Below are 21,298 nucleotides of genomic sequence, written 5' to 3'. Positions count from 1 at the left end.
AAAAACACAGGTTTAAATTATCGGCACGGTAAAGCAGAATGTAGAACCGCCTTCGCTGTTGGATTCCACCCAGATGCTCCCGCCGTGTTTCTGCACAATCTTCTTGCATATAGCCAGCCCGATACCTGTACCCTCGTATTCAGAGCGGGAGTTGAGGCGTTTAAATATTTCGAAAATTTTATCCCTGTACTCCTCGCTAATCCCGAGGCCGTTATCTGCCACGTTGATCTGCCAGTAGGTGTCTTTCATTTCCGAGCTTATAATCACCACCGGCGAGACATCCTTTCTGTGATACTTCAGTGCGTTGCTGAGAAGATTAGTGAAGAGCCTGTACATCTGCGTTCTGTCGCAGCGGATCATGGGCAGCTCTTCGATATCTACTTTTGCCTCCAGCTCATCTATTCTCGGGTTGAGGCTGTTTCTTGATTCCTCCACTATTTCAGTGAGATTCCAAGCCTTGAATTCGTATTCATTAGAGCCTGCGCGTGAATAGCTCAGAAGATCTTTTATCAGGGAGTTTATCCTCTCGGAACCGTCCTTTGCATATTTGATGTATTTCCAGATTTCCTGACTGGAAGAATCCAGCTCAGATTCGAGCAGGTCTAAATAGCAGGTAACCATACGCACCGGCTCCTGCAAATCGTGAGATGCTATGTAGGCGAATTGTTCGAGGTCGCTGTTTGACCTTTCAAGCTCCTGCTTTTTCTCCTCGATTTCAAGACGCATTTTAACTTCCCGTGAGATGTCGTATATAAAGCATAGAATTTCAGTTTCCGAGCTTTCTTCGCTGCTGAGCTGAGTTACCCTGATATCGTAGTATCTGCTGCTTCCGGGAAACTGGAATATCTCACGGAATTCCTTGCCAGAATCGATTGCTTTTTTAATCGAATCAAAGGCATCTGTTAAGTTTATAGCGGCTGTAACCTCGCAGAAGTGTTTGCCGTTAAGCTTTTCTTTTTTTCCGAAACCCAGCAGCTCGGCTGCGTATTCATTGTAGTCAATGCACTTAAACTCTTTGTCGCAGCGAATTATTGCGCCGGGAACATTTCTAACAAGGGTATCAAGGTATCTGTTTGCTGAATGAAGTTTTTTTTCGGCTTTGCGTCTTTTCGTAAAGTTGATCACAAGGATTGCTATAATAACAACAAGAAGCAGTGTAACAAGTGAATACCAGCCTATAATATTTATCAGGCTTTCTGCTGTAAGCGGTTTCTTTGAGACCACAGGGTCGCGGTGTTTTATTGCGTCGCAGTCTTTCCCGAATTTCTGGAGGTTGTCAAGGTTTATATGGAGTTTGTTATGTGGGCTGTCAACAACCGACTGTCCGGCAAGGGCAGCCTTCCCGTTCAGCACTCTCCCTGCGAATTTTCCCGCTATAGCCCCTTCCTGAAACGGCTCGGTGGGATAGCCGCCGATGATTGCTCCGCCCATATATGTGTAGTTCAAAACGAATGCAGGAATATTGAGCCTTGAGATAATCTCTACTACTTTTTCTGTCTGGTAGTAAATCCCTTCATCATCCCTCTGATAGTTCATCAGAAGTATTGCATACTCATCTCTGTTTTTCTTGAGTTTTTCGCTGATCTGCTTGAGCGTCCCGTTGGTAAAGTATTTTATTTCCAAATCTTTTGGGAATTCTGCCCTGTGCTTTTCAAACAGCTCAATTGACACCCTTCCGGAAATGGTGTTGTCTTCGCATAAGAAGGCAAGCTTTCGTTTTGGGAAGAGCTCCTGTACTACCTCAACAGTTTCGATCACCATAGGATGCTCTGTAAACACCCTGACGGGTCTGTTCCAGTTTTCCAGCAGATTGGTTTGATTCCAGTTTATTCCGCAGGCTATAAGGCCTGTGGCAGGGTAGAATGTCTCGTCGTTCTTTTTCAGAAGCGCGTAGGCTGCATTATCGCAGGTTATGATCAGGTCTATATCGCTAACATACTGATACTTTGTATTGAGCATTTCGAAGAACTCAGAGAAATATTTCTCTGAACTAACTCTTTTGGCATCAATATATTCAGAATAAATGTGTGTTTCAGGGCAGGATTTTCTGATTTCTTCGGTGATACCCTGCTGAATTTGCTTTGTCCACTCGTAATCCGGGGAATAAGACTGTATCACCAAAACATTATCTGCCTGCAGCACTGAAGCAGAAAGCAATACAGTAATCAGAATTAAGAATTTTGCTGTCATTTTCAGCTTGGGAAAGTAAAACAAAACGTTGACCCCTTGCCTAATTCAGATTCAACCCAGACAGCGCCCTGATGTCTTTCAATTATTTTTTTGCAGATAGCCAGCCCCACACCCGTTCCGCGGGCGTCGGGTTTCTCGTGCAGTCTTTTGAAAATAGTAAAGATCTCTTTACGCATACTTTCCTCTATGCCTATGCCGTTATCCTTAACGCAAATCCGCCATATTCCATCAATACATTCGGCATAAATTTCCACCTTCGGCTTCTCGCCCTTTTTGTTAAACCGCACAGCATTGCTTATCAGGTTCATAAACACCCTGTATATCTGCACTTTGTCGCATCTCAATGTTGGCAGTTCGCCAATGCTGATTTCTGCTTCGGTTTCATCGATAAGACCCTTAAGGTCTCCTGCTGCCTCTTCAGCAAGCTCGCCCAAATCAGCCTGCTCAAGCTTGAGTTCTTTGAAGCCGGCCTTTGAAAACTGCAAGAGATCATTTATCACGCTGTAAATCTTGAGGCTGCCGTTTCTTGCGTATTTCAAGTATTCTTTCGCTTCACCGTTTACGTTTTTCTCTTCCAGTTCGGAGTCTAACAGGTCGAGGTAGCAGGTGATCGTTCTCACAGGCTCCTGAAGGTCGTGCGAGGTTACATACGCAAACTGCTTCAGATCTTCATTTGACTGACGCAATTCGATATTAGCCTGCTCAATCCTTTCCCGATCCTTAATAGATTCCGTTATGTCATCTATTATAACGATATATGCCCGTTTTAAAACACTTTCTGAGGCATTTTTTTGCGGAGTAACCCTTATCTTGAGAGTTTTTACGAGTTCTTCTGATTCATCAGCATCTTCCTCTTCGGGTTGTATTTTCGTGAGGAATTCGGTTTCTTTATGGTTTCTTATATCCTCCAGCTTGCCCTCGGGAATGGTGATATACTTTTCAAAAAAAGTGCCCTTGATTTCTTCTTCGCTCTCGATTTCCAGAATCGACAGGCAGTTTCTGTTTGCAGAAAGGATTTCCCTGTCATAATTCAGCATTAAGATTCCCGCAGGGGCCTGCTCAAAGATCTCACGGAAAAATTCTTCATTTTGCTTGATGCTGTCTTCAGCATAAATCCTCACCAATGCATTTACGAGAGGCTCGGAACATATCTTCATCATCCTCTCGCAGTTTTCTCCCCAAAGCGAGCTGTCATTTTTGGAAAGAACTATCGTGCAGAGGCTCGAGCCTATAAGGCTGCGGAAACATAATGAGTTTTCAGTATTTGTCTCGCAGAATTTGCTCAGGTATTCTCGTTCCTGATTGTTTAGAGAGGCATTCTGCAGATTGATAATGTTATCTTCAAACTTGGCGGTAAGGCTTTCCGGCATTTCCACGAAGTTTGTCGAGCTGAGAGTAAGCTGATTGTGCACGTGTTCATAGCTGTACAGGTCTGAGAAGAGCTCGCCGGTGTTTCTGTATTCAAGTATGCAGCGGTCTGCTCCGGAATAGGAGCATAACGATCGGAAGAGATCCTTGAGCATATATTCGATGTTGTCGTTGTTGAGCTTTGCGATATTTTCAAGCGAATCGGAGAGGGATTCCTCGAATTCTATTCTCGTTTCAAGCTCATTTTTAGAACGTATCTTTTCAGTCCTGTCCGATACAATCGTTGCAAGGAAGCCCTCTTCTGGGCTTGCGGCTATTATCTCAAAATATCTGTTTGAGGTTTCGGAAAATGCCTCAAAAAATATCTTTGAGCCTTCTTCCGCAGCTTTTCTGTAATTATCAAGCCAGTCCCGTTCTTCGGGGCAGAGAAGTCCAATCCTGCTGTCTTTGTAAACAGCCCTGCTGCACAAGTTGTCAAACTGCTGGTTGGATTCGGTAAGGTAAAAGTCTTCAAATTCTCCATCATTGTATTCTGCCCGGTATAGGGCGAAGCCCGAGGGCATATTCTGGAAGAGCTTCTTAAAGCGGTTTTCCTCAGAGAACTGCCTGAAAGTGGCGCTGATTCGTTTTACTGTGTTGTTAAGCACCTCGCCGGTAACCCTGAGAACGCGAAGCAGATTTTCATTGAACTGGGGCGGGTAGTTTATACTGTCCAGAGTAATAAAGCCGGCGAGTTCTTTGTTTTCGAAGACGCCTGTAAACAACGATGATTCAGCGAGCTTTTTCTTGAGGAAAGTTCTCTCGCCTACTGATTCTTCGGAAATATCATCCAGTGAACGTATGAATATAGAGCCCTTTTCCTTCAAAACCTCCGCAAACATCGGGATGCTTTCTGTCGGCACGTTCCTGAAATCATCAAGCTCAACTTCCCCCTTTGGTACTGCCCACTGGTATTCGGCGCTGAAGCTCTCTCCGGATTTATCCAAGAGGAAAAGCATTCCTCTCTCGAAGCCGGCGTATTCAGTTACCTTTCTGAGCACCTCGCTGATAACATCTCGGTAGTTTTCTGTGCCTGCAGCGGCAAGCATCTGAGAGAGCTGGCATATAAACTCAATCTGCTTTACGTCTTTCAGCTTTTCCCGTTTTGCGTTAAACGCTTCGGTCTGGTCTGAACCGATGCTCACAGCATTGCCCTCCTGCGTTCTGAAGGTGCAGAGGCTCAGGAATTTATTCAAATTTTCAAGTCTGTAAGAGCTCTTGAATTCACGTTTGTTTTCAACTGTCTCCACTAAACTTTCAAAAATCAATTCACGCAGCTCGTTGTGCTCTCTTAGAGCAATCTGGGGGGCATTCTCTTTGCCGGCCAAAAGCTTGCTGGTAAAATTGTTGAGCTCTGAAATTTCGAAATCTTCTATTATCCCAAGGTTATTGCGGACTGGACGCCAAAGAATAAAAATATTATCGCCCTTTTTCACGGCTTCTGAATATGTATGGTGTTCGTTGTTTTTCTTCAGCCTAAAGAAAAAAAGGGCAGCCAGAAACCCGGCAATAAGCATAACCGCCGCAACGGCAAAAACCAATAGAGCATCTCTTTCGAAAGACAGCCCCAATACGCCAAAGGAATGCCTGGGCAGATTCCCGAAATCAAAGAAGAATTCTAAGTTTTTATGCCAAAACAATTGCGGCATACTAATTTATTACCTTTACAAGCAGTGTCCAAACGCAGCTACAGTATAGTTTCATTTTTCCTGCGTTCCAAGATTTTTTTGATTTTTACAGTTCACAGCTTCTCTCTTTATCAGCAGGCCGGCAGGTTTTTGCCGCGCAGAAAATCAATTAAACCTGCAATCTCAGATTTTTCAAGCGGTTTTGTGTTTTCAAGCGGGTAGTCTAAGCCTAATTTTTCCCATTTTTCTCTGCCCATACTGTGATAAGGCAGCAGTTCCAGCTTTTTCAGATTATCTCTGCCCTCTAAAAGGTCGGCAAGCTGTTTCATATCTTCCTGCGAATCGTTGATTTCAGGGACAATCACCTGCCTTACCCACATCTCTATGCCGGCTTTTGTGATGTAGTCAAGGAATTCAAACATCTCTTCAGGCCCTTCGCCTGTTATTTCCCTGAATTTTTCGTCTCTGCAGTGCTTTATATCCAGCAGAACAAGGTCGGTGAAACTGAGCACTTTTTCTGTCTTCTCGTCCGGCCTCGCACCTGCCGTATCTAAAGCTGTGTGAATCCCTCTTTCCCTGCACATCTCGAAGATTTCAGCAGCGAATTGGGGCTGAAGCAGAGGTTCACCTCCGGACAGAGTGATCCCGCCTTTCTCGCCGTAGTAGGGGCGGTATCTCTCTACGAGCTTGATTATCTCAGAGCTTTTGGTCTTTTCCCCTGCATTCATTTTCCATGAATCGGGATTGTGGCAGTAGATGCAGCGTTTGCTGCAGCCCTGAAGAAATACCACGCATCTCGTACCCGGCCCGTCGAGTGTACCCATAGACTGTATAGAATGTATATAACCTTCAGTAAACATAACCGATATTATACTTTGCATTTACAATCTTACAACCGCCTTGCATGGATGAAATATCGGCGCATAAAAAAAGGGGGCTTCTCTGCCCCCTTGTCAGAAGCTTTATTTTAGTAATCTGTAACGGGTACAAAACCCTTTGATTCGATTATTTCCTGCCCGTCCTCTGTGAGGTAGAATGTGCAGAATTCATGTACAAGGCTCCCCGGCTGGGGGTACTTATTTGTAAAGAAAAACAGCGCCCTGCTGATCGGGTAAATACCTTTGGAGATTGTCCTTCTTGTGGGCTCTATCCCGTCAACATCCACTGAACGAACGTATTTATCAACGAACCCAAGGCCTACATAGCCTACTGCCCCTGGAGTGGTTTTAACCCTTGCGTGAGCCTGAGGATTTGAATTAACATATTCTACTGAGGCAGCCATCTTCTCGCCTTCCATTACCATACCGTCGAAGGTTTCGTAAGTGCCTGAAGAGGTGTCTCGGCTTATAGCGATAATTTCTCTGTCCGGGCCGCCAAGCTGGCTCCAGTTTTTTATTTTGCCAGTATATATATCCCTTATCTTTTCGCTGCTGAGCTTGCTTACGGGATTTGAAGGGTGCACTACAACGCACACTCCATCCATAGCTATTACGTGAGCAACCGGGTAGACATCGTTAGATATAGATTTCTTGAATTCTTTTTCTTTCAAAAACCGGCTTGTCATTGCGATATCGCAGCGGTTCTCTGAAAGAGAAGCGGCCCCGTCGCCCGAGCCTGTTTTTTTAACAGTGATTTTCATCTCAGGATGAAGTACGGTTTGGAAAAATTCTGCAAATGCATCCCCGATAGGGCCTACGGTAGTTGATCCGTCAATGTGGAGGGTTTTAGCCGGCAAAACTGCAGCGCAAGCCAGCAGTGCAGTGAGTAATGCTGTTTTTTTCATAAATATCCTTTCTTGTTTCTTGTTTGCTGCTTAAAAAATTACTTTGTTTGAGATTATTTCAAATATTGTTAGAGAAATGTTAGCAAGATATTAGAATTATTTTAGCAGTCTATTTTTCCCATTCTGCGCCGAGCTGTCCGCAGGCGGCCTTGATATTCCTGCCTCTGCGGTAACGAATATGGGTTTCAATGCCGTTCTCGCGAAGGATATCTGCAAATGCGTTTGTTTTTCCCTTTTTCGGTGCTGAGAACCTCAGGCTTCCAGCGGGATTGAATTCTATGAGATTTACGTTGCATTTGAGCCGCTGGGCTGATTGGGCAAATTTAACTGCTTCCTCTCTGCTGTCGTTTATGCCGTCGATGAGGCAGTATTCAAGCGTTACCCTTCGCCCTGTTTTCCGGCAGTAGTTTTCTACAGCAGCAAAGAGTTTGGCAAGCGGGTTGGATTTGTTTATTGGCATCAGCTTGTTTCTTGTTTCCTCATATCCTGCATGTATGCTTACAGCGAGTCTGAACTGTTTGTCCAATTGGGTAAAATCTTCGATTCTGTCGATTAGCCCGCAGGTGCTTAATGTTATATGCCTTGCTCCGAGGCCAAGCCCTTTGCTGTCGTTGAGAATTATGGCGGCGTTCACTGCATTTTCGTAATTATCGAACGGCTCGCCCATACCCATAAATACCACATTGCTGATTTTCTCAGCGCTTCTTTTTGCGGCGTAAACCTGCTCAGCTATTTCCCCTGAAGACAGATTCCTTATAAAGCCTATTCCTGCTGTAGCGCAGAATCCGCAGCCCATTCTGCAGCCGGCCTGCGAGGAGATGCAAACTGTTTTTCTTCCGTTATCATCCAGCAGAACGGATTCAAATTTGCTTCCGTCTTGGGCGGAAAAGAGGAATTTTTCGGTGCTGTCAGCGTCTTTCTGCCTTTCGAGAATCTCCAGAGAACTTATAAAGAAGCCCTCATCTGAGAGAATGTTTCTCAGTTTCTCAGGCACAGGGGTGATCTCTTCAAGTCTGCTGTGCTGCTTCTCGTGTATAAAGCTGAATATGTAGCCTGCGTGAAACTTTTTTCCCGATTTTTCGGCAATAAGCTCCTGCAGAGCGGGAAGGGTGTATGATTTAAGATCTTTTTCCATAAACTTTTTCTGGGAAAGTAAAAGACCGCAGAGAATCAATTGAATCTGCTCTCTGCGGCCGGAAATTACATTGAAGTTTGCGATTAGTGATCAAAAACAATTTCTTTGATTTCAACTCCTTCAATATTGCTCAAATCCTGCTTGAGCGAACTGAAGCGGTCCTGCTTATCGATGCATTCAAGCAGAAGCACACCATTAGGGGAGCTGATTTCTCCGTTCACATCGTGCAGACCTATTCTGGTTTTGATTGTGTCTCCGAAGTTTGTGAGAACTTCCTGAATTGCCTGAGCGTGTTTGAGCCTCTCTGTTACGTGAACGCCGAGAATGAGGTGTCTGTCCATAATTTTCTCCTTTTTGCTTTTGTAATATTACAGCGAAATAACTTTTTCCATAGTATCAAGGCCAATTCCGCCTTCAACTACAGCCTTAAACTTGCCTTCCTTATCTATAAACATAATCGTTGGATAAGCCCTTATATCTTTGAAAGGTGAGGGCAGCTCGTTTTGCGAGCTTGCCGCAACTGTGTAGTTTATGCCCTTTTCCTGAGCGAAATCCTTCACTGTTTTTTCATTTTCAAAGCTGATTGCTATAATTTCCAGCTCATCAGAGCTGTACTTGTTTCTAAGTTTCTTGAGCTCCGGAATTTCCTCCCTGCACGGCGGACACCACGTCGCCCAGAATACAACTAAAACGTTCTTATCCTCCATCTCTGCCAGTTCGATCTTTTCCCCTTCAAGATTCTCAACCGACATCTCTGAGGCATCTGCACCGTAAAAGCTCTCCATAGCAAGCCTGCTTGCGGGAATTATCCCTGTAAGCGAACTGCTCACTTCTGCCTGCTTTATGCCCTCGGCGTTTCCGCCTGCCTGACCGCTTTGTCCTGCTATGCCGCAGCACGGAGTTTTCTGGATCAGTATTGCAGCTCCCGCAATAATGACGATCAAAGCAAGCGGCCAGAACTTATGAACCTTGCTCTGGCCCTCATGGCCTTGCTCCTGCCCGTTTTGCTGATTTTCGCTGTTTTGATCTTCTAAGTTTTTGTTTTCATCCATCGGTAAAACCCTTTCATTTTTGATTTCAGGCCTTTAATGCTCGTCAAAAAGCATCTATACCTGAAAGTGATTATAACATTTATGTGTCAATTCTGTAAGTTTTTTTTATTTCTTAGTTTTACGCATAAAATTCTTTTTGGTTTTTTAGAAAAATTACTTTTTGACTGCCGCATTTGGGTTGTACGCTTATCTTATAGTCTTTTCCTAACTTTGGCGGTAAATTTTTGTAAGCCCCTGTTGAGAAAAATATCGATTTCCCAAGAAGGCACTGCAAAACGGGAGTGAAAAAACGTGAAGGGCAGTGTACCCGCTGGACTTATAGATTCTAAAGAGTATAATGTCCGTTTTAGGCTTCAGTTGCTGATGAGTATAATACTTAAATTAGTGTTAATAAGCCCGTTTCAGAAGCCTATTTTTTGAAAGAACGATTATATTTATGGAGTTAAGAATATGAGCAGTTGGGTTGAGTTTTATGAAGAGTTTGCAAATAAACTGCTTAAATACAAGAATAACCGCAATTCCTTGATTGAGATTGTTTCCAAACTGAAAAAAGCCGAATCTAATAAATTAGATTATCTACACGACAAAAAAGCCCCAAATGAAAAAATTCCTCTTCAGGATATCTGCCCTTTTACTTTTATGGGAATTTTTAATCGCAATATTAAAAAGAATTTACGTGTTAATCTCGCTAACTATTTAGCTGAATCTTTAAGTCTTAAAAACCGACTGCCAGATAATTTTAATTTTGATGACGGCATTCCCACGCTTAACAATTTCATGGCATTGTTTTACCGTTTCTTGTATCTAAGGAAGGAGGGTGATATAGATAAGCTTTGGGATGTTTTCGAGGCATCCTTGGGTTATGCAGATAAGTCTAATCAGGAACAAAAGGAGCATTTCGTAAAGGCTTTTGATAGCGCGGTTGATCTGAAAAATGTTAAATTCAACTTAACCTCTGGGCTCTTTTGGGTTCGCCCTACTAAATTTATGACTCTTGACAGCCTTTCCAGGAATTATCTTAAATCTAATCTGGGCATTAAAGTCCCAAGTCGTAAAGACTTGAGTGGTTCTAATTACCTGAATGCGATAGATGATATGAAGGATGCTTTAAGTAAGAAAGGGGAAGAAATCTCCTTCCCTGAATTATCAAGGCAAGCATTGCTAAGCAGAAACGCCAGCCAAACTGAAGATGACGAAACTGGATCTCATGAAGAGATTCGCTATTGGGCTATTTCGCCGTTTACAAAAGAAAAATGGCAGAAATGGCAGGACGAAGAAGTTGCAACAATAGGGTGGGGGGAGATCGGTGATTTGCGTCAATACAATTCTAAAGAGGAAGTTGGGGAAGCGATAAAAAAGAAGTTCCCACAGTATTCTAACCCCATAATGATTCAACTGCTCTGTTATAATTTCGCCCATGAACTGAAAAGAGGAGATGTTGTTTTTGCTAAGTTTAATCAAGGCTATGATAAACAGCAGATTGTGGGGTATGGTGTAGTTTCAGGAGAGTATGAATATCGCAAAGAAGAAGACTTTAAATTGAGAAATAGTGTCAAAGTTGAGTGGAAGGTAATAGGCAATTGGAATGTCAAGGAGAATATGCTTAGTTCGGCGAAGGAGCTAACCGATATAACGCCTTACGAGAATATGGTTAATTATTATCTTCGTTTGGTTGGCGAAAGTGAAAAGGCGGCTTCTTTTTCTATCTCTGATGCGATGCAGGATTTGTTTATGAGTGAGGAGACTTTCAGCGGTATAGTTGATTTGCTCCAAGAGAAAAAGAATATCATACTGCAGGGGGCGCCGGGGGTTGGGAAAACATTCATAGCCAAGAGGATAGCGTACAGTCTTATTGGGGCTAAAGATAACAGCAAAGTTAAGATGATCCAGTTTCATCAGTCTTACAGTTATGAAGATTTTATCCAAGGCTACAGACCTAGCGAGGATGGTAAATTTATACTCAAAGACGGGGTATTTTACGATTTTTGCAGCAAAGCAAGGGAAGACTCTGAGGGCATATATGTTTTTATAATTGATGAAATCAACCGCGGAAATCTGAGCAAGATATTCGGTGAGCTGATGATGCTTATAGAGAAAGATAAGCGAGGCAAAGAATATTCAATCCCTCTGCCTTATTCAAATGAGGGTTTTTTCATACCTGAAAATGTTTATTTGATTGGCACAATGAATACCGCAGACCGCTCACTTGCGATGGTAGATTTTGCACTCAGAAGGCGTTTTGCCTTCCAAACTCTTACCCCGCATTTCGATAAGAATAAGTTTGGCGAGTTTTTAAGTTCAAAAGGCATATCTGAGAGCTGTTTAACCGCTATAAGGGAGTCAATGCTCAGGCTCAATGAAGAGATTAGAAAAGACATTCATAATCTCGGGGAAGGTTTCTGCATTGGGCACAGTTTCTTTTGTCCGCAGAGAGATATTCAAAACGAAAAACTTTGGCTGAGACAAATTTATGACTACGAGATTAAACCTTTGCTGGAAGAATATTGGTTCGATAATCCCGATAAGGCGAACGAAATGAAACGGCTTCTAAATGATTAGCGAAAAACCAGACTTAACTAAAATACCGGTTCAAAATATATACTACCTGCTGAGTTATTCATGGGATAAGCTTGAAGAAGCAAAACAGACACCTGTCAGCCAGACCAACAAAGAAAATCTTTCAACGCTTTTTGCAAAAGTTTTGATCAATGGGGCATCACGTATTCTCAAACGCGGACTTGACAGTGATTATATCCAAAAAGAAGAGATGGTCAGCCGGATACGAGGGCAGATATGTTTCACAGAATCATTTAACAGAACTTTTATGCGGAAGCCTGCCCTGATATGCCAATTTGATGAATTCGATAATAACATACTGCACAATCAGATAATTAAAACCACAATTCGCAGAATGATACGCTGCTCTGAGGTGGACAGAGAAGCAGCAAACGATCTTAGAAAAATCTACAGAAGATTTGATGGTGTTGATGAAATTGATATGAACAAAAGGCTCTTTGGCCGAGTGTGTCTTAATCGAAACAACAGCTATTATGCATTTCTGATAAATGTATGTGAGCTCATTTATGATTGCCTTCTACCATCAGAAGAGGCCGGCAGATTCATTTTTAATGACTTCAGAAGAGACCATCAGGCAATGGCGAGGCTTTTTGAAGGCTTTGTTAGAAACTTTTATGCAAAGGAACAAACCAGTTTTAAAGTAGCGTCAGAATTTGTCGATTGGGATCTTAGCGGCTTTGAATCCAGCAAAGATAAGGCGATGCTACCAGATATGCGAACAGATATATCATTAACATCAAGTGGTCGTAAGATCATAATGGATACAAAGTTTTACACCAGGATGTTTCAAAATTATTATGAAATAGAGAAGGCTCGCTCTAAAAATCTGTATCAAATTTTTGCTTATATTATGAATGACCCTTTCGAAAATTGTGAAGGAATTCTGCTTTATCCTTCTGCAAGCGAAAATAAAGTAAATCATCAATGGATTATTAAGGGTCGAAGGATTTCGCTGCAAACAGTAAACCTGAATCAGAATTGGGCTGACATACATAACGAACTGATTGATATCCTGAACTGAAACTGAAAAAGAACTGATTCAGGCGAAAATTGCTGAGCCTATTCGCAGGTCTGTTGCGCCTTCTTCGATTGCGATTGGGTAGTCGTTTGTCATCCCCATACTCAGGCGTGAGAAGCTTTTTTGGAGTTTTTCCGGCAGGGCGGAGCGGGCATTCAGCATAGTTTCCCTTGCAAGGGCGAATGTCTCGTGGAGCTGTTTTTCGCTCGCCTCGAAAGCGGCCATAGTCATAATTCCGGCGGGGATGATATTCTCGTGCTCAGCGAGTTTGGCGGCAAACTCTCCGGCCTCGCCTGCGGGCACGCCGTATTTCTGCTCTTCGTGTGAGCAGTTTACCTGAATGAACGCCTCAAGCTTTCTTCCCTCTTCTGCGAGCAGTTTATTCAAAACTCCCGCAAGCTTCAGCGATTCGAGCGAATGGAGCAAATCCATCAGCGGGAGGAAGTGTTTGGCTTTGTTTCTCTGCATATGGCCGATCATATGCCACCGCAGGCTGGGAAGCTGTCGTGATATTTCCTCGCTGCTTTCGGCGGCCTGCCTTATTTCGGAGAAGTGCTGCAGGCGGTTTTCGCCGAGGTCTGTGCAGCCCAGCCGCACCGCCTCCACTACCTGCTCAGGCGTTGCGGTTTTGGTAACAGCAACAAGGCTCACCTCATCCCTGCTCCTGGATGCCCTTTCGCAGGAGGCTTGGATATTCTCTTCAACAATATTTAAATTTTCTTCGATCTTGCTCATTTTATTGCATCGAATGCATCTTTCTTCAGGCTTTCGCTCCCGCAGTACATACATTTCTGGTGGCGGGGGTTGAGGGCACGGCCGCAGCTGCTGCATTTCTTCATCTCCTTGCGGAGCTTGCCGTCCATCTCGCCGTCGCGCATATCTATCTCGGCAACCTTGCTGAAGAGCTCGTCGTCTGTGAGGTTTGTCTTTTCGCTGAGCAGCTCCCAGAGCGCCCGATTAACGAGGATGAGCCTGTCGAGCTGGTCTTCAATGTTTTCCAGTCTCGTTTGGTTGCTGCGGGTCTTGCCCCGGCTGATTGTATCAACCTTGGTGTTTATGAATGTGTCTGCTGATCGTGCCCAGTTATACATAAATAATCTCCTTTTTCAAAACCGCCAGATTTCGCAGGCAAGCTTTGCCATTTCCTTCTGCCTTGAATCTACTGGATAACCCATTCAGTTCCGTTTGGAGTGTCTTTGAAGGTTACGCCGAATTTTGCCATCTCATCTCTGATTCGGTCTGCCTCTTCGAAGTTTTTCTCAGCCCTTGCCTTTGCGCGTTTCTCGATTACATCCTGCATAAGGTAGTCTGCGAGTTCGGTGAGTGCTTTTGAGTCTTCGGGGTAGCTCTCCCGCACGATTCCCAGCACATCCCCGCCGAGCTTTGAGAAGAGCTCATCGACTGCCTGAAGCGTTGCCTTGTTTGCCTTGCCCGCCTCCTTCTCTGCGAGCTTTACCATCTCGTAAACCACAGACAGCGCAACGCTTGTGTTGAAATCGTCGTTCATTGCCTTCTCGAAGCGGTGCCGGAAGCCATCAAGCTGCTTTTGCACCTTCTGATTTATCTCGCCTTCGGGAGCCTTTTCTGCCGCCCTTCGCACAGCCTTAACAGCGGCAGATATCTTCTCGAGCCCGCTTTCTGCCGCAGAAAGGGCGGCATCGGAGAAGTCCAGCGGGCTTCTGTAGTGGCTGTTGAGAATGAGCATTCGAACTGCGAGCGGGTCGTAGGCCTTGCTGAGCCGTTCATGGCTGCCAGAGAACACCTGCTTTAAGTTGATGAAGTTGTTCAGGCTTTTGCCCATCTTCGTCCCGTCAACGGTTACCATATTGTTATGCAGCCAGTATTTCACGAAGGGGCATTCTGTAACCGCTTCGGACTGGGCGATTTCGCATTCGTGGTGGGGGAATTTGTTTTCGAGCCCGCCGCCGTGGATATCGATCGTATCCCCGAGATACTTCATACTCATAACAGAGCATTCCAGATGCCAGCCCGGATATCCCATCCCCCAAGGGCTCTTCCACTGCATTATATGATTCGGCTCTGCCTTCTTCCAGAGGGCGAAATCTGCGGGATGCTTCTTTTCCGATTTCACGCCCACCCGCGTCCCGCTGAGCATATCCTCAAGATTCCTGCCTGAGAGCTTGCCGTAGCCTTTGAAGCTTGTTACATCGAAATACACCGAGCCGTTCACCTCGTATGCGTGGCCGGCATCTATAAGCTTCTCGATAAGCTCAATCTGCTCGGGGATATGTCCTGCTGCCCTCGGGCTGATATCCGGCCTGCGGCAGTTGAGCTTGTCCATATCCTCGAAGTAGCTGGCGGTGTAGTATTCGGCGAGAGCCATCGGGTGCTTTTTCTGCTTTTTCGCCGCCACAGCGAGCTTGTCCTCGCCTTCGTCGGCGTCGTCTGTCAGATGGCCTACGTCTGTTATGTTCTGAACGTATGTGAGATCGTAGCCGAGGTATTCAATATATCGGGCGATTATATCAAAGCTCACATAGCTCTTTGCGTGCCCGAGGTGGGCATCGCCGTAAACGGTAGGCCCGCATACGTACATCCCCACCGAACCTTCATTTATCGGTTTGAAGCTCTCTTTTTCTCTTGTTAGCGAATTATATACTTTTAAGCTCATTTCCTGTTCCCTGTTTTTGGTGTTTGGCGCAGTTGAAACACTGCTGTTATTCTATATTCCCAAGCAGTGATTGTAAACAGCAAATAAAGCAGACAAAAGCAGCGGTTCTGTGTCTTTTAATTGCAATCTGTTTTTCAAGCGTTTGAATAATGCTGCCCGCTTCAAACTCACGTCATATTTTCATATTCATCGCTGCTCACTACCGTACTGTACAGGCCTACATCTTCGCCTTCGTGTTTGTCTATTCCGGTATAATCAAGGCTTGCATCTTCATATCGCTTGAATTTGTAAACAGCGTCGTTCATCAGCGAGTCGTTGAAAACTCCAATGCTTACAAGAAGATCAAAATCCTGAACGGTTAGCCCTGTTACTTTCTTGAAAAGCCCGGGTTCAAGCTGCGTTATTACGTCTTTAAGCGTTCGTTCTCTGTAGTCTGTTAGATACATAAATACAGGGATTCTCGCTGCAAATTTTATCAGCTTATCTTGAACCCTTTTGCGCAGGCTCTTATACTCTTTTTCCTCTTCGGAAATCTCTTTCTTTTTCTCGCTTGAAGGTTCTTCTTCGCCAAGTTCTTTCTTGGCTTTTTTAACATCATTCGATTTGTTGATTATCGTTTCAATATCCTGATTTAGATTCCTGAATCCTTCAATGCTCATCAAAGCATCAAGCGCTTTCTGATTATCCATTATTCTCTGAAGTGTTCCATTGTCCACATTAACAAGCAAAGCGCTCTCCCATCTCTTGGCGAGAAGTGTAGCGGATGTGCCGCTCATTGCCATATCCAAGACCCCCGCAGCATCAATTTGCTTCATGGAGCTGCCGTCGTATGCAAGAATCGGCAGGAACCTAATAAACTCCGCCACCTTTTTTTCAGGATTGTTTTCGTCAACGTTTAATCTGCAACTGTATTCTGCCACTTGAGAAAGAGCTCTGTTTGGAGCAAAATCAAATACATAGCATTGCTCTTTCAATATTTCTTCTTCGCTGGTATCGCTCTTTTTTACTGTCCAAGGAGACTGAACCCTGAAGGCCGCCTGGAAGTATGTTTCCGGACTTGAAAGATTCTTCAGCATAAAAATACCAGACCACGGTTTAACGGTTACCCCCGTAGTAAGCTTTCCGCAAGAGAGAGTAATGGTTTTTGTTTTAAGCGGGTTGTCCATAGCTTCTCTAACAGGCCCGAGCGCATCAACTCCAATGCCTGCAGAGCGGCCGGCGGCAACAATTATTTTGTAATCGTGGAAGAAGGTGTTGTTTCTTTTAGTTAGAAGATTTCGCATAGCGCAGCATGAGGCAACGCTCGGCAGAAACCAGAATGTATGCGTGAGCATATTAAGCAGCCTCGAATCCGAAAATGGCATCGGCGGCTTTTTTGAGCCGAGTTTCAAATCTGAGGTGTAGTTTTCTATATTTGCCCCCCGCAGGAGATTTAGCCATTTTTGAACTTCAGCTTCATATACAAACCTCGCCTCTTCCCCCTCGCCTTCTGCCGAGAAAAACACATTCAAATCAAACTCGTCAAACTCGCCTCCCATTGCAACCTGTCTTATCGAATCGGGCATCTGATAAGTTAGCATTGCCATTCTCGGCAGTGGAGCATAGGGGTTATACTGATTGTCGGCGTATTCTTCTTTTGCTTTCTGCTCATCGGAATATGTCCAGTTGAAAATCTGCTCTTCGATAAATTCGCCTGTGCTTATCGCCCTGAAAGGAGTTCCGGAAAGATAGAGATAGGCATCGGTTGTAATGGGCATTATTTCTTCTTCGTAAAGCTCAATCCCTTCTCCTTGGCCAAATTTCTGCTCTTTCTTATCCTCCGCTTCAAAAAGCTCTTTCGCATTTTCCCGCCATGCCCCGTAGTGGTATTCATCAAAGATTACACAGTCCCAGTTGATTTCATGTACCCATTCATTTTTTGTTTTAATTCCGCCCAGGGCGTTTTTGCCGAGATAATCCTGAAATGAGCCAAAACATACAAAAGGCTTGTTTCTGTCTATATCTTCAAAACGCAGACCGTTTCTTGAGATAAACTGCCAGCCCTCAAAGTCTATATGCGTTTTAATATCCTCTTCCCATGCGCTTTGAACTGCGGGCTTGAATGTGAGAACTAAAATTTTATTCCAGCCCATCCGTTTTGCGAGCTTATAAGCAGCAAATGTTTTTCCGAAACGCATTTTTGCGTTCCATAGGAAATGGGAGGTTTTATCAGGCCTTTCCTTTTTGCACTGCTCAAAGTAACAGGCGGTTTTTTTCACTGCCTCGGCCTGTTCAGGCCTCATTTCAAAATCTCTATAGCGGTTTTCTTCGTTCTCCAGCCCTTCTCTTACTGCTATAATCGCCGCTCTAACATCTTCCTTGCTGCACTTAAACCACTCGCCCTCAGGATTTTCTTTTTCCATCTTCAGCAATTGCCTGTGAACATCGCGGTCTGTAAAACTGCTGCCGTCGCTCCTTATAGCAGGCTCGCTGAGCACAATTTTGTATGGCGGTTTCCCGGGCCGCGCTGTCGGGTACTGCTGGGCAACTCTCTTCTCAACATCCACGCTGGTATAACCTACCTTCAAAAACCCTTCATATTGCGGGTTTGTATCTTCGTATGCGTATATTTTGGGATCTGCCTGCGGCCTTGAGGGAAAGGTGAACTTGCTCATTTCTCGCTCCTGTGTTTTAGGATAATATCGGCTATCCTGCCCTTTGTCAATTCCCGATATGGTGAGTTTTTAAGTAATCCTTAATGACTGAATTTGCATCTAACTCTTTTTCTTCTAATAAGTTAGATATATGCATACTGACGTTTGGTACTGAGGTGGCAAAAAGTTCTGCGATCTGCTTCTGGTTCATCCACACCGTGCCGTCTTTGGTGTAAAGAGCAACCGATGCCTTGCCGTCGGGGCTGGTGTAAATGATGATATTCTGCTGATGAGCGACGCTTATTTTCTCAATTTCAGCCTTATTATTCATTATCCATCTCCATTGGACGAATCATTGATTCAATAAAGCTGATTTCTTCTTCATCAAGGCCGTATTTTTTGTAAAGCTTTTCGTCTGTCCAAGGCTCGTTGAAATCCTGAATAGGGACAAATTGATAAACACCTTTTGCAGCGTGCTGAGTATTTTTTCTGAGTAGAACAAGAAATCTGAAGAATTTTGTTTTTATATAACTGATTACATTTTCACATATTTCTTTTGAATCAAATGGTCCAATTACAAGGTATGTCTCAGTGCAGCAGGAGTTAGGCTCAGCATAGAAAGGTTTATTGATAACTTGATATGGTTTAGCATTTCCCATTCCATAAGCCATTGAAATTAAAATTTTATGCTTATTAATCCAGCTATTGTTATGTATAATTTTATCAGTATCTACATATACTGTTTTTTTGTTTGCATATAATTTTAAGTGATTTTCTAAACGAACATAATAATAATCTTGAAAGTTTGTTGGCAGGCCAAAAGGTTTTCTTGAACTCACATATTCTGAAAAACTTTTTTCATTTTTCTTATTTACTTTTCTGAAGATGTTTGCAGACTTATTGTACCTGATAAATATATCAGAATTACGCTCTAATAGAGGCCTTTCTAAAATATCATATTCGTTTCCGATGATGCTCTTGACTTCGCAATTGCCTGAATAGTCTCTATCCCATAAAAAATAGCAAACCCCTCCTTCAACTTTAACATCTCCTGGGAAACAATCAGAAGTAGAAGGAAAATCCACAAGTTTTCTAATTCTTTTATCGTGAAGCATTTCTTCTCTAAATTCATTAAGCCCCTTTCCTCCAGCAAACCATCTTGAAGGAATAATCATTGTTAAGTATCGAGGTTTTAATTTTTTCGCCTGTTGAACGAATTTATGGTAAAGTGGAATAGCACTAGCCTGAGCTCCTCCATCGCTCAACTGATATGGCGGGTTTCCAACAATCACATCAAATTTCATATTAAAAATATCCTCCGGTTTTTCTGTGTGTATAAACTGATAAGCATGGGCTTCTAATTCATCGTCTCTCTCGTAAACTGCCTGAGCAGCTCCACAGAAGGTGCATCTGCCTCTGCGCCAGTTGTGCTTGCAAGGATTAAAGAGAATATTTCCCTGCTCATTTTGAAATTCATTGCAGACAGAATATTTGCCGTCAGCTTTTTTCGAGCAGTAAACGCTTCTTCTCGACACGAGGCCTGTGAGCTCTGTGATAGCGATTCCGAATATCTGATTTCTGAATATATGATTTACCCGTTCCTGCAGATCAGGAATTTCATCTTTGAGCCCCTCTGTAAGCCTTTTTGCAATCTCTCTCAGGAAAACGCCCGTCTTGCATACCGGATCAAGGAAAGCTGCGTTTTTATCCTTCCAGATTTCCGGCGGGAGCAGATCAAGCATTTCGTTTACCAGCTTTGGCGGCGTGAATACCTCATCATTGCTTAGATTTGCAAGACAGTTGAGAACATCGGGATTGTAGTTGGTTCTATCCATCGGCTCCAAGCTCCAGAAAATGAACAAGCGGATATTCTTTTATCGGCTCCGGCACATACGCCTCTTCCCCTAAGTCCGAGAACAGGGGGGTATTTCTAACTTCTGAATTGCCCAGGAGCTCATGGAATGTAAAATCCCGTCTTTTCATCATACTCCCGTTTACAGCAGCCCATTCAGGGAAAACGATGTATGAGCTTTCGTCTGCTGTTTTCATGGTGAGGGCATCCCCGCGAACGATATTTTTGCTTAGAATGAATTTAACGCTTCTTCTGCATTCGTGCTTGCATTTGGATTTGTATAAAGCGAGGTAGTGCTTGTCGAACTCATCAAAGAGCCTTTGCCTGCATTCGGCCGCATTATCCTCGAGGATGTCTATCCCATAAAGGCTGGATACTGCGAGCACGGCATTACGCTCATATTCAAGCTGATTTTTTCTGTATCTTTCTTTGGCCCTAGCGAGCTTTCTCCGCAAAACCTCAATAAGGAAATTGCCCGTCCCGCAGGCAGGTTCAAGAAACCGAGAATCAATTCTTTCTGTTTCCTGTTTGACCAAGTCTAACATGGCATTTACCTCTCGCTGAGAAGTGAACACCTCTCCATGGTCTGCAACCCTCTGTCTTGTTCTAACCTGCATTGAATCAGGTGTGGTGTTTGTTTGCTTTGCCATTATTCCTGCCTAAAGAAAAGAATCCTCCGTAAGTATTGCGGGATATTATAAAGGCTTTTCTAAGTCTTGTAAAGTACTTTTGCTTCAAAATTCATCTGGCGAGGGGGGAGCAGCCCTCTGGCTGGCTATAGAAACTTATCGAGCTCTCTGAGCTTTCTCCTGAGCTTTCGGTCGTACTGCGGGTCGGTTGCCCACGTGCCGGTGAGGCCGTCGATATTTGGCGAGCTTCCCCTCTTAACGAGCTCAAACCGCGGGTCTATGCGGGCTTTTCTCAGCGGGCGTGAATTTGCGTACGCCTTGAGGTGCTGGATATGTGCCCGAGCCCCGAGGCGGGGCGTCTGGAAGGAATGGCCGGGTTCGCCGCCGCCTGTTGCCCCGAGTCCGCAGAAGTTGTTCTGCTCCCGTCGCACGTCTCCGCCGAAGCGGAGGTAATTCGTTTCGTGCACCATCTGGCAGAAAGCGATATCGCTGTTTATCCCCTCCGCAGCGGCCTCTTCGATGTAAATCCGGGCGAGCCGGCTTATCTCTGCTCTGCTTGCCGAGGGGTTGGAGGCGAGGAAGAATGCAGTGAGCTGCCGGGCATTTGCTTTCGGCGCAGAAGCTATCGGGATCGGGAGGTATCTGCTCGTATAGTCTGCCTCTGCGAGCCTTTGGGGCTGCCCCCCGCAGGAGCACAGCAAAACAGCCGAAGCTGCCGAAATTAAAATGAGCGTTAATCTGCATACTGTTTTTTTCATTTAT

17 protein-coding genes are annotated in these 21,298 nt (G+C 44.2%); 2 read left to right on the top strand and 15 right to left on the bottom strand.

Annotation, left to right across the window (positions count from 1 at the left end):
• Positions 1-12 precede the first annotated feature (12 nt).
• The 7 genes from STSP1_RS04395 to STSP1_RS04365 form a co-directional block, all read right to left on the bottom strand.
• Entirely contained in the window at positions 13-2,190 is a 2,178-nt protein-coding gene (locus STSP1_RS04395; RefSeq protein WP_085755185.1) for an ATP-binding protein, read from the bottom strand.
• A gap of 2 nt (positions 2,191-2,192) precedes the next feature.
• Entirely contained in the window at positions 2,193-5,246 is a 3,054-nt protein-coding gene (locus STSP1_RS04390) for a GAF domain-containing sensor histidine kinase (protein WP_085755184.1), read from the bottom strand.
• A 110-nt stretch (positions 5,247-5,356) separates the two neighbouring features.
• Positions 5,357-6,106, bottom strand: a complete 750-nt coding sequence (gene pflA / locus STSP1_RS04385) for a pyruvate formate-lyase-activating protein (protein ID WP_226997513.1) — start codon at positions 6,104-6,106, stop codon at positions 5,357-5,359.
• Between the two features lie 86 nt (positions 6,107-6,192).
• Entirely contained in the window at positions 6,193-7,008 is an 816-nt protein-coding gene (locus STSP1_RS04380; RefSeq protein ID WP_085755183.1) for a phosphate ABC transporter substrate-binding protein, read from the bottom strand.
• Between the two features lie 109 nt (positions 7,009-7,117).
• Positions 7,118-8,143: a dual-specificity RNA methyltransferase RlmN gene (gene rlmN / locus STSP1_RS04375; RefSeq protein WP_123806980.1), complete on the bottom strand. Its 1,026-nt coding sequence runs from the start codon at positions 8,141-8,143 to the stop codon at positions 7,118-7,120.
• A gap of 83 nt (positions 8,144-8,226) precedes the next feature.
• Positions 8,227-8,484 (bottom strand): hypothetical protein, encoded by a 258-nt coding sequence (locus STSP1_RS04370; protein ID WP_085755181.1) that lies wholly within the window; start codon positions 8,482-8,484, stop codon positions 8,227-8,229.
• Positions 8,485-8,511: 27 nt separating this feature from the next.
• Complete coding sequence (locus STSP1_RS04365; RefSeq protein ID WP_085755180.1) at positions 8,512-9,195, bottom strand: TlpA disulfide reductase family protein; 684 nt, start codon at positions 9,193-9,195, stop codon at positions 8,512-8,514.
• Positions 9,196-9,645: 450 nt separating this feature from the next.
• Here STSP1_RS04365 and STSP1_RS04360 point away from each other — a divergent pair, with 450 nt between their 5' ends.
• Both STSP1_RS04360 and mcrC read left to right on the top strand, forming a co-directional pair.
• The gene (locus tag STSP1_RS04360) at positions 9,646-11,754 is read left to right on the top strand and encodes an AAA family ATPase (protein WP_085755179.1); all 2,109 of its coding nucleotides are present in this window, start codon (positions 9,646-9,648) and stop codon (positions 11,752-11,754) included.
• Entirely contained in the window at positions 11,747-12,793 is a 1,047-nt protein-coding gene (mcrC, locus tag STSP1_RS04355) for a 5-methylcytosine-specific restriction endonuclease system specificity protein McrC (protein ID WP_085755178.1), read from the top strand. Before STSP1_RS04360 ends, mcrC begins: the two co-directional genes overlap by 8 nt.
• Positions 12,794-12,811: 18 nt before the next feature.
• Here mcrC and STSP1_RS04350 read toward each other — a convergent pair whose 3' ends face one another.
• From STSP1_RS04350 to STSP1_RS04315, 8 genes are all read right to left on the bottom strand, one after another.
• Positions 12,812-13,525 carry a YggS family pyridoxal phosphate-dependent enzyme gene (locus STSP1_RS04350; RefSeq protein WP_161491603.1) on the bottom strand — a complete coding sequence of 238 codons (714 nt, stop codon included), beginning with the start codon at positions 13,523-13,525 and terminating at the stop codon, positions 12,812-12,814.
• The gene (locus STSP1_RS04345; RefSeq protein WP_085755176.1) at positions 13,522-13,881 is read right to left on the bottom strand and encodes a hypothetical protein; all 360 of its coding nucleotides are present in this window, start codon (positions 13,879-13,881) and stop codon (positions 13,522-13,524) included. The genes STSP1_RS04350 and STSP1_RS04345 overlap by 4 nt, the downstream gene beginning before the upstream one ends.
• 68 nt (positions 13,882-13,949) lie before the next feature.
• Complete coding sequence (gene cysS, locus STSP1_RS04340) at positions 13,950-15,422, bottom strand: cysteine--tRNA ligase (RefSeq protein ID WP_085755175.1); 1,473 nt, start codon at positions 15,420-15,422, stop codon at positions 13,950-13,952.
• A 167-nt stretch (positions 15,423-15,589) separates the two neighbouring features.
• Positions 15,590-18,076 (bottom strand): GIY-YIG nuclease family protein, encoded by a 2,487-nt coding sequence (locus STSP1_RS04335; RefSeq protein ID WP_085755174.1) that lies wholly within the window; start codon positions 18,074-18,076, stop codon positions 15,590-15,592.
• A 46-nt stretch (positions 18,077-18,122) separates the two neighbouring features.
• The gene (locus tag STSP1_RS04330; RefSeq protein WP_085755173.1) at positions 18,123-18,386 is read right to left on the bottom strand and encodes a DNA-binding protein; all 264 of its coding nucleotides are present in this window, start codon (positions 18,384-18,386) and stop codon (positions 18,123-18,125) included.
• Positions 18,379-19,890: an Eco57I restriction-modification methylase domain-containing protein gene (locus tag STSP1_RS04325; protein ID WP_085755172.1), complete on the bottom strand. Its 1,512-nt coding sequence runs from the start codon at positions 19,888-19,890 to the stop codon at positions 18,379-18,381. The genes STSP1_RS04330 and STSP1_RS04325 overlap by 8 nt, the downstream gene beginning before the upstream one ends.
• The gene (locus tag STSP1_RS04320; RefSeq protein ID WP_226997512.1) at positions 19,883-20,557 is read right to left on the bottom strand and encodes a DNA methyltransferase; all 675 of its coding nucleotides are present in this window, start codon (positions 20,555-20,557) and stop codon (positions 19,883-19,885) included. Before STSP1_RS04320 ends, STSP1_RS04325 begins: the two co-directional genes overlap by 8 nt.
• Positions 20,558-20,682: 125 nt before the next feature.
• Positions 20,683-21,294: a glucosaminidase domain-containing protein gene (locus tag STSP1_RS04315; protein WP_085755171.1), complete on the bottom strand. Its 612-nt coding sequence runs from the start codon at positions 21,292-21,294 to the stop codon at positions 20,683-20,685.
• Positions 21,295-21,298 lie beyond the last annotated feature (4 nt).

The organism is Sedimentisphaera salicampi (assembly GCF_002117005.1).
GTDB classification, from domain to species: domain Bacteria; phylum Planctomycetota; class Phycisphaerae; order Sedimentisphaerales; family Sedimentisphaeraceae; genus Sedimentisphaera; species Sedimentisphaera salicampi.
This window is presented reverse-complemented; position numbering and strand designations above follow the sequence as displayed.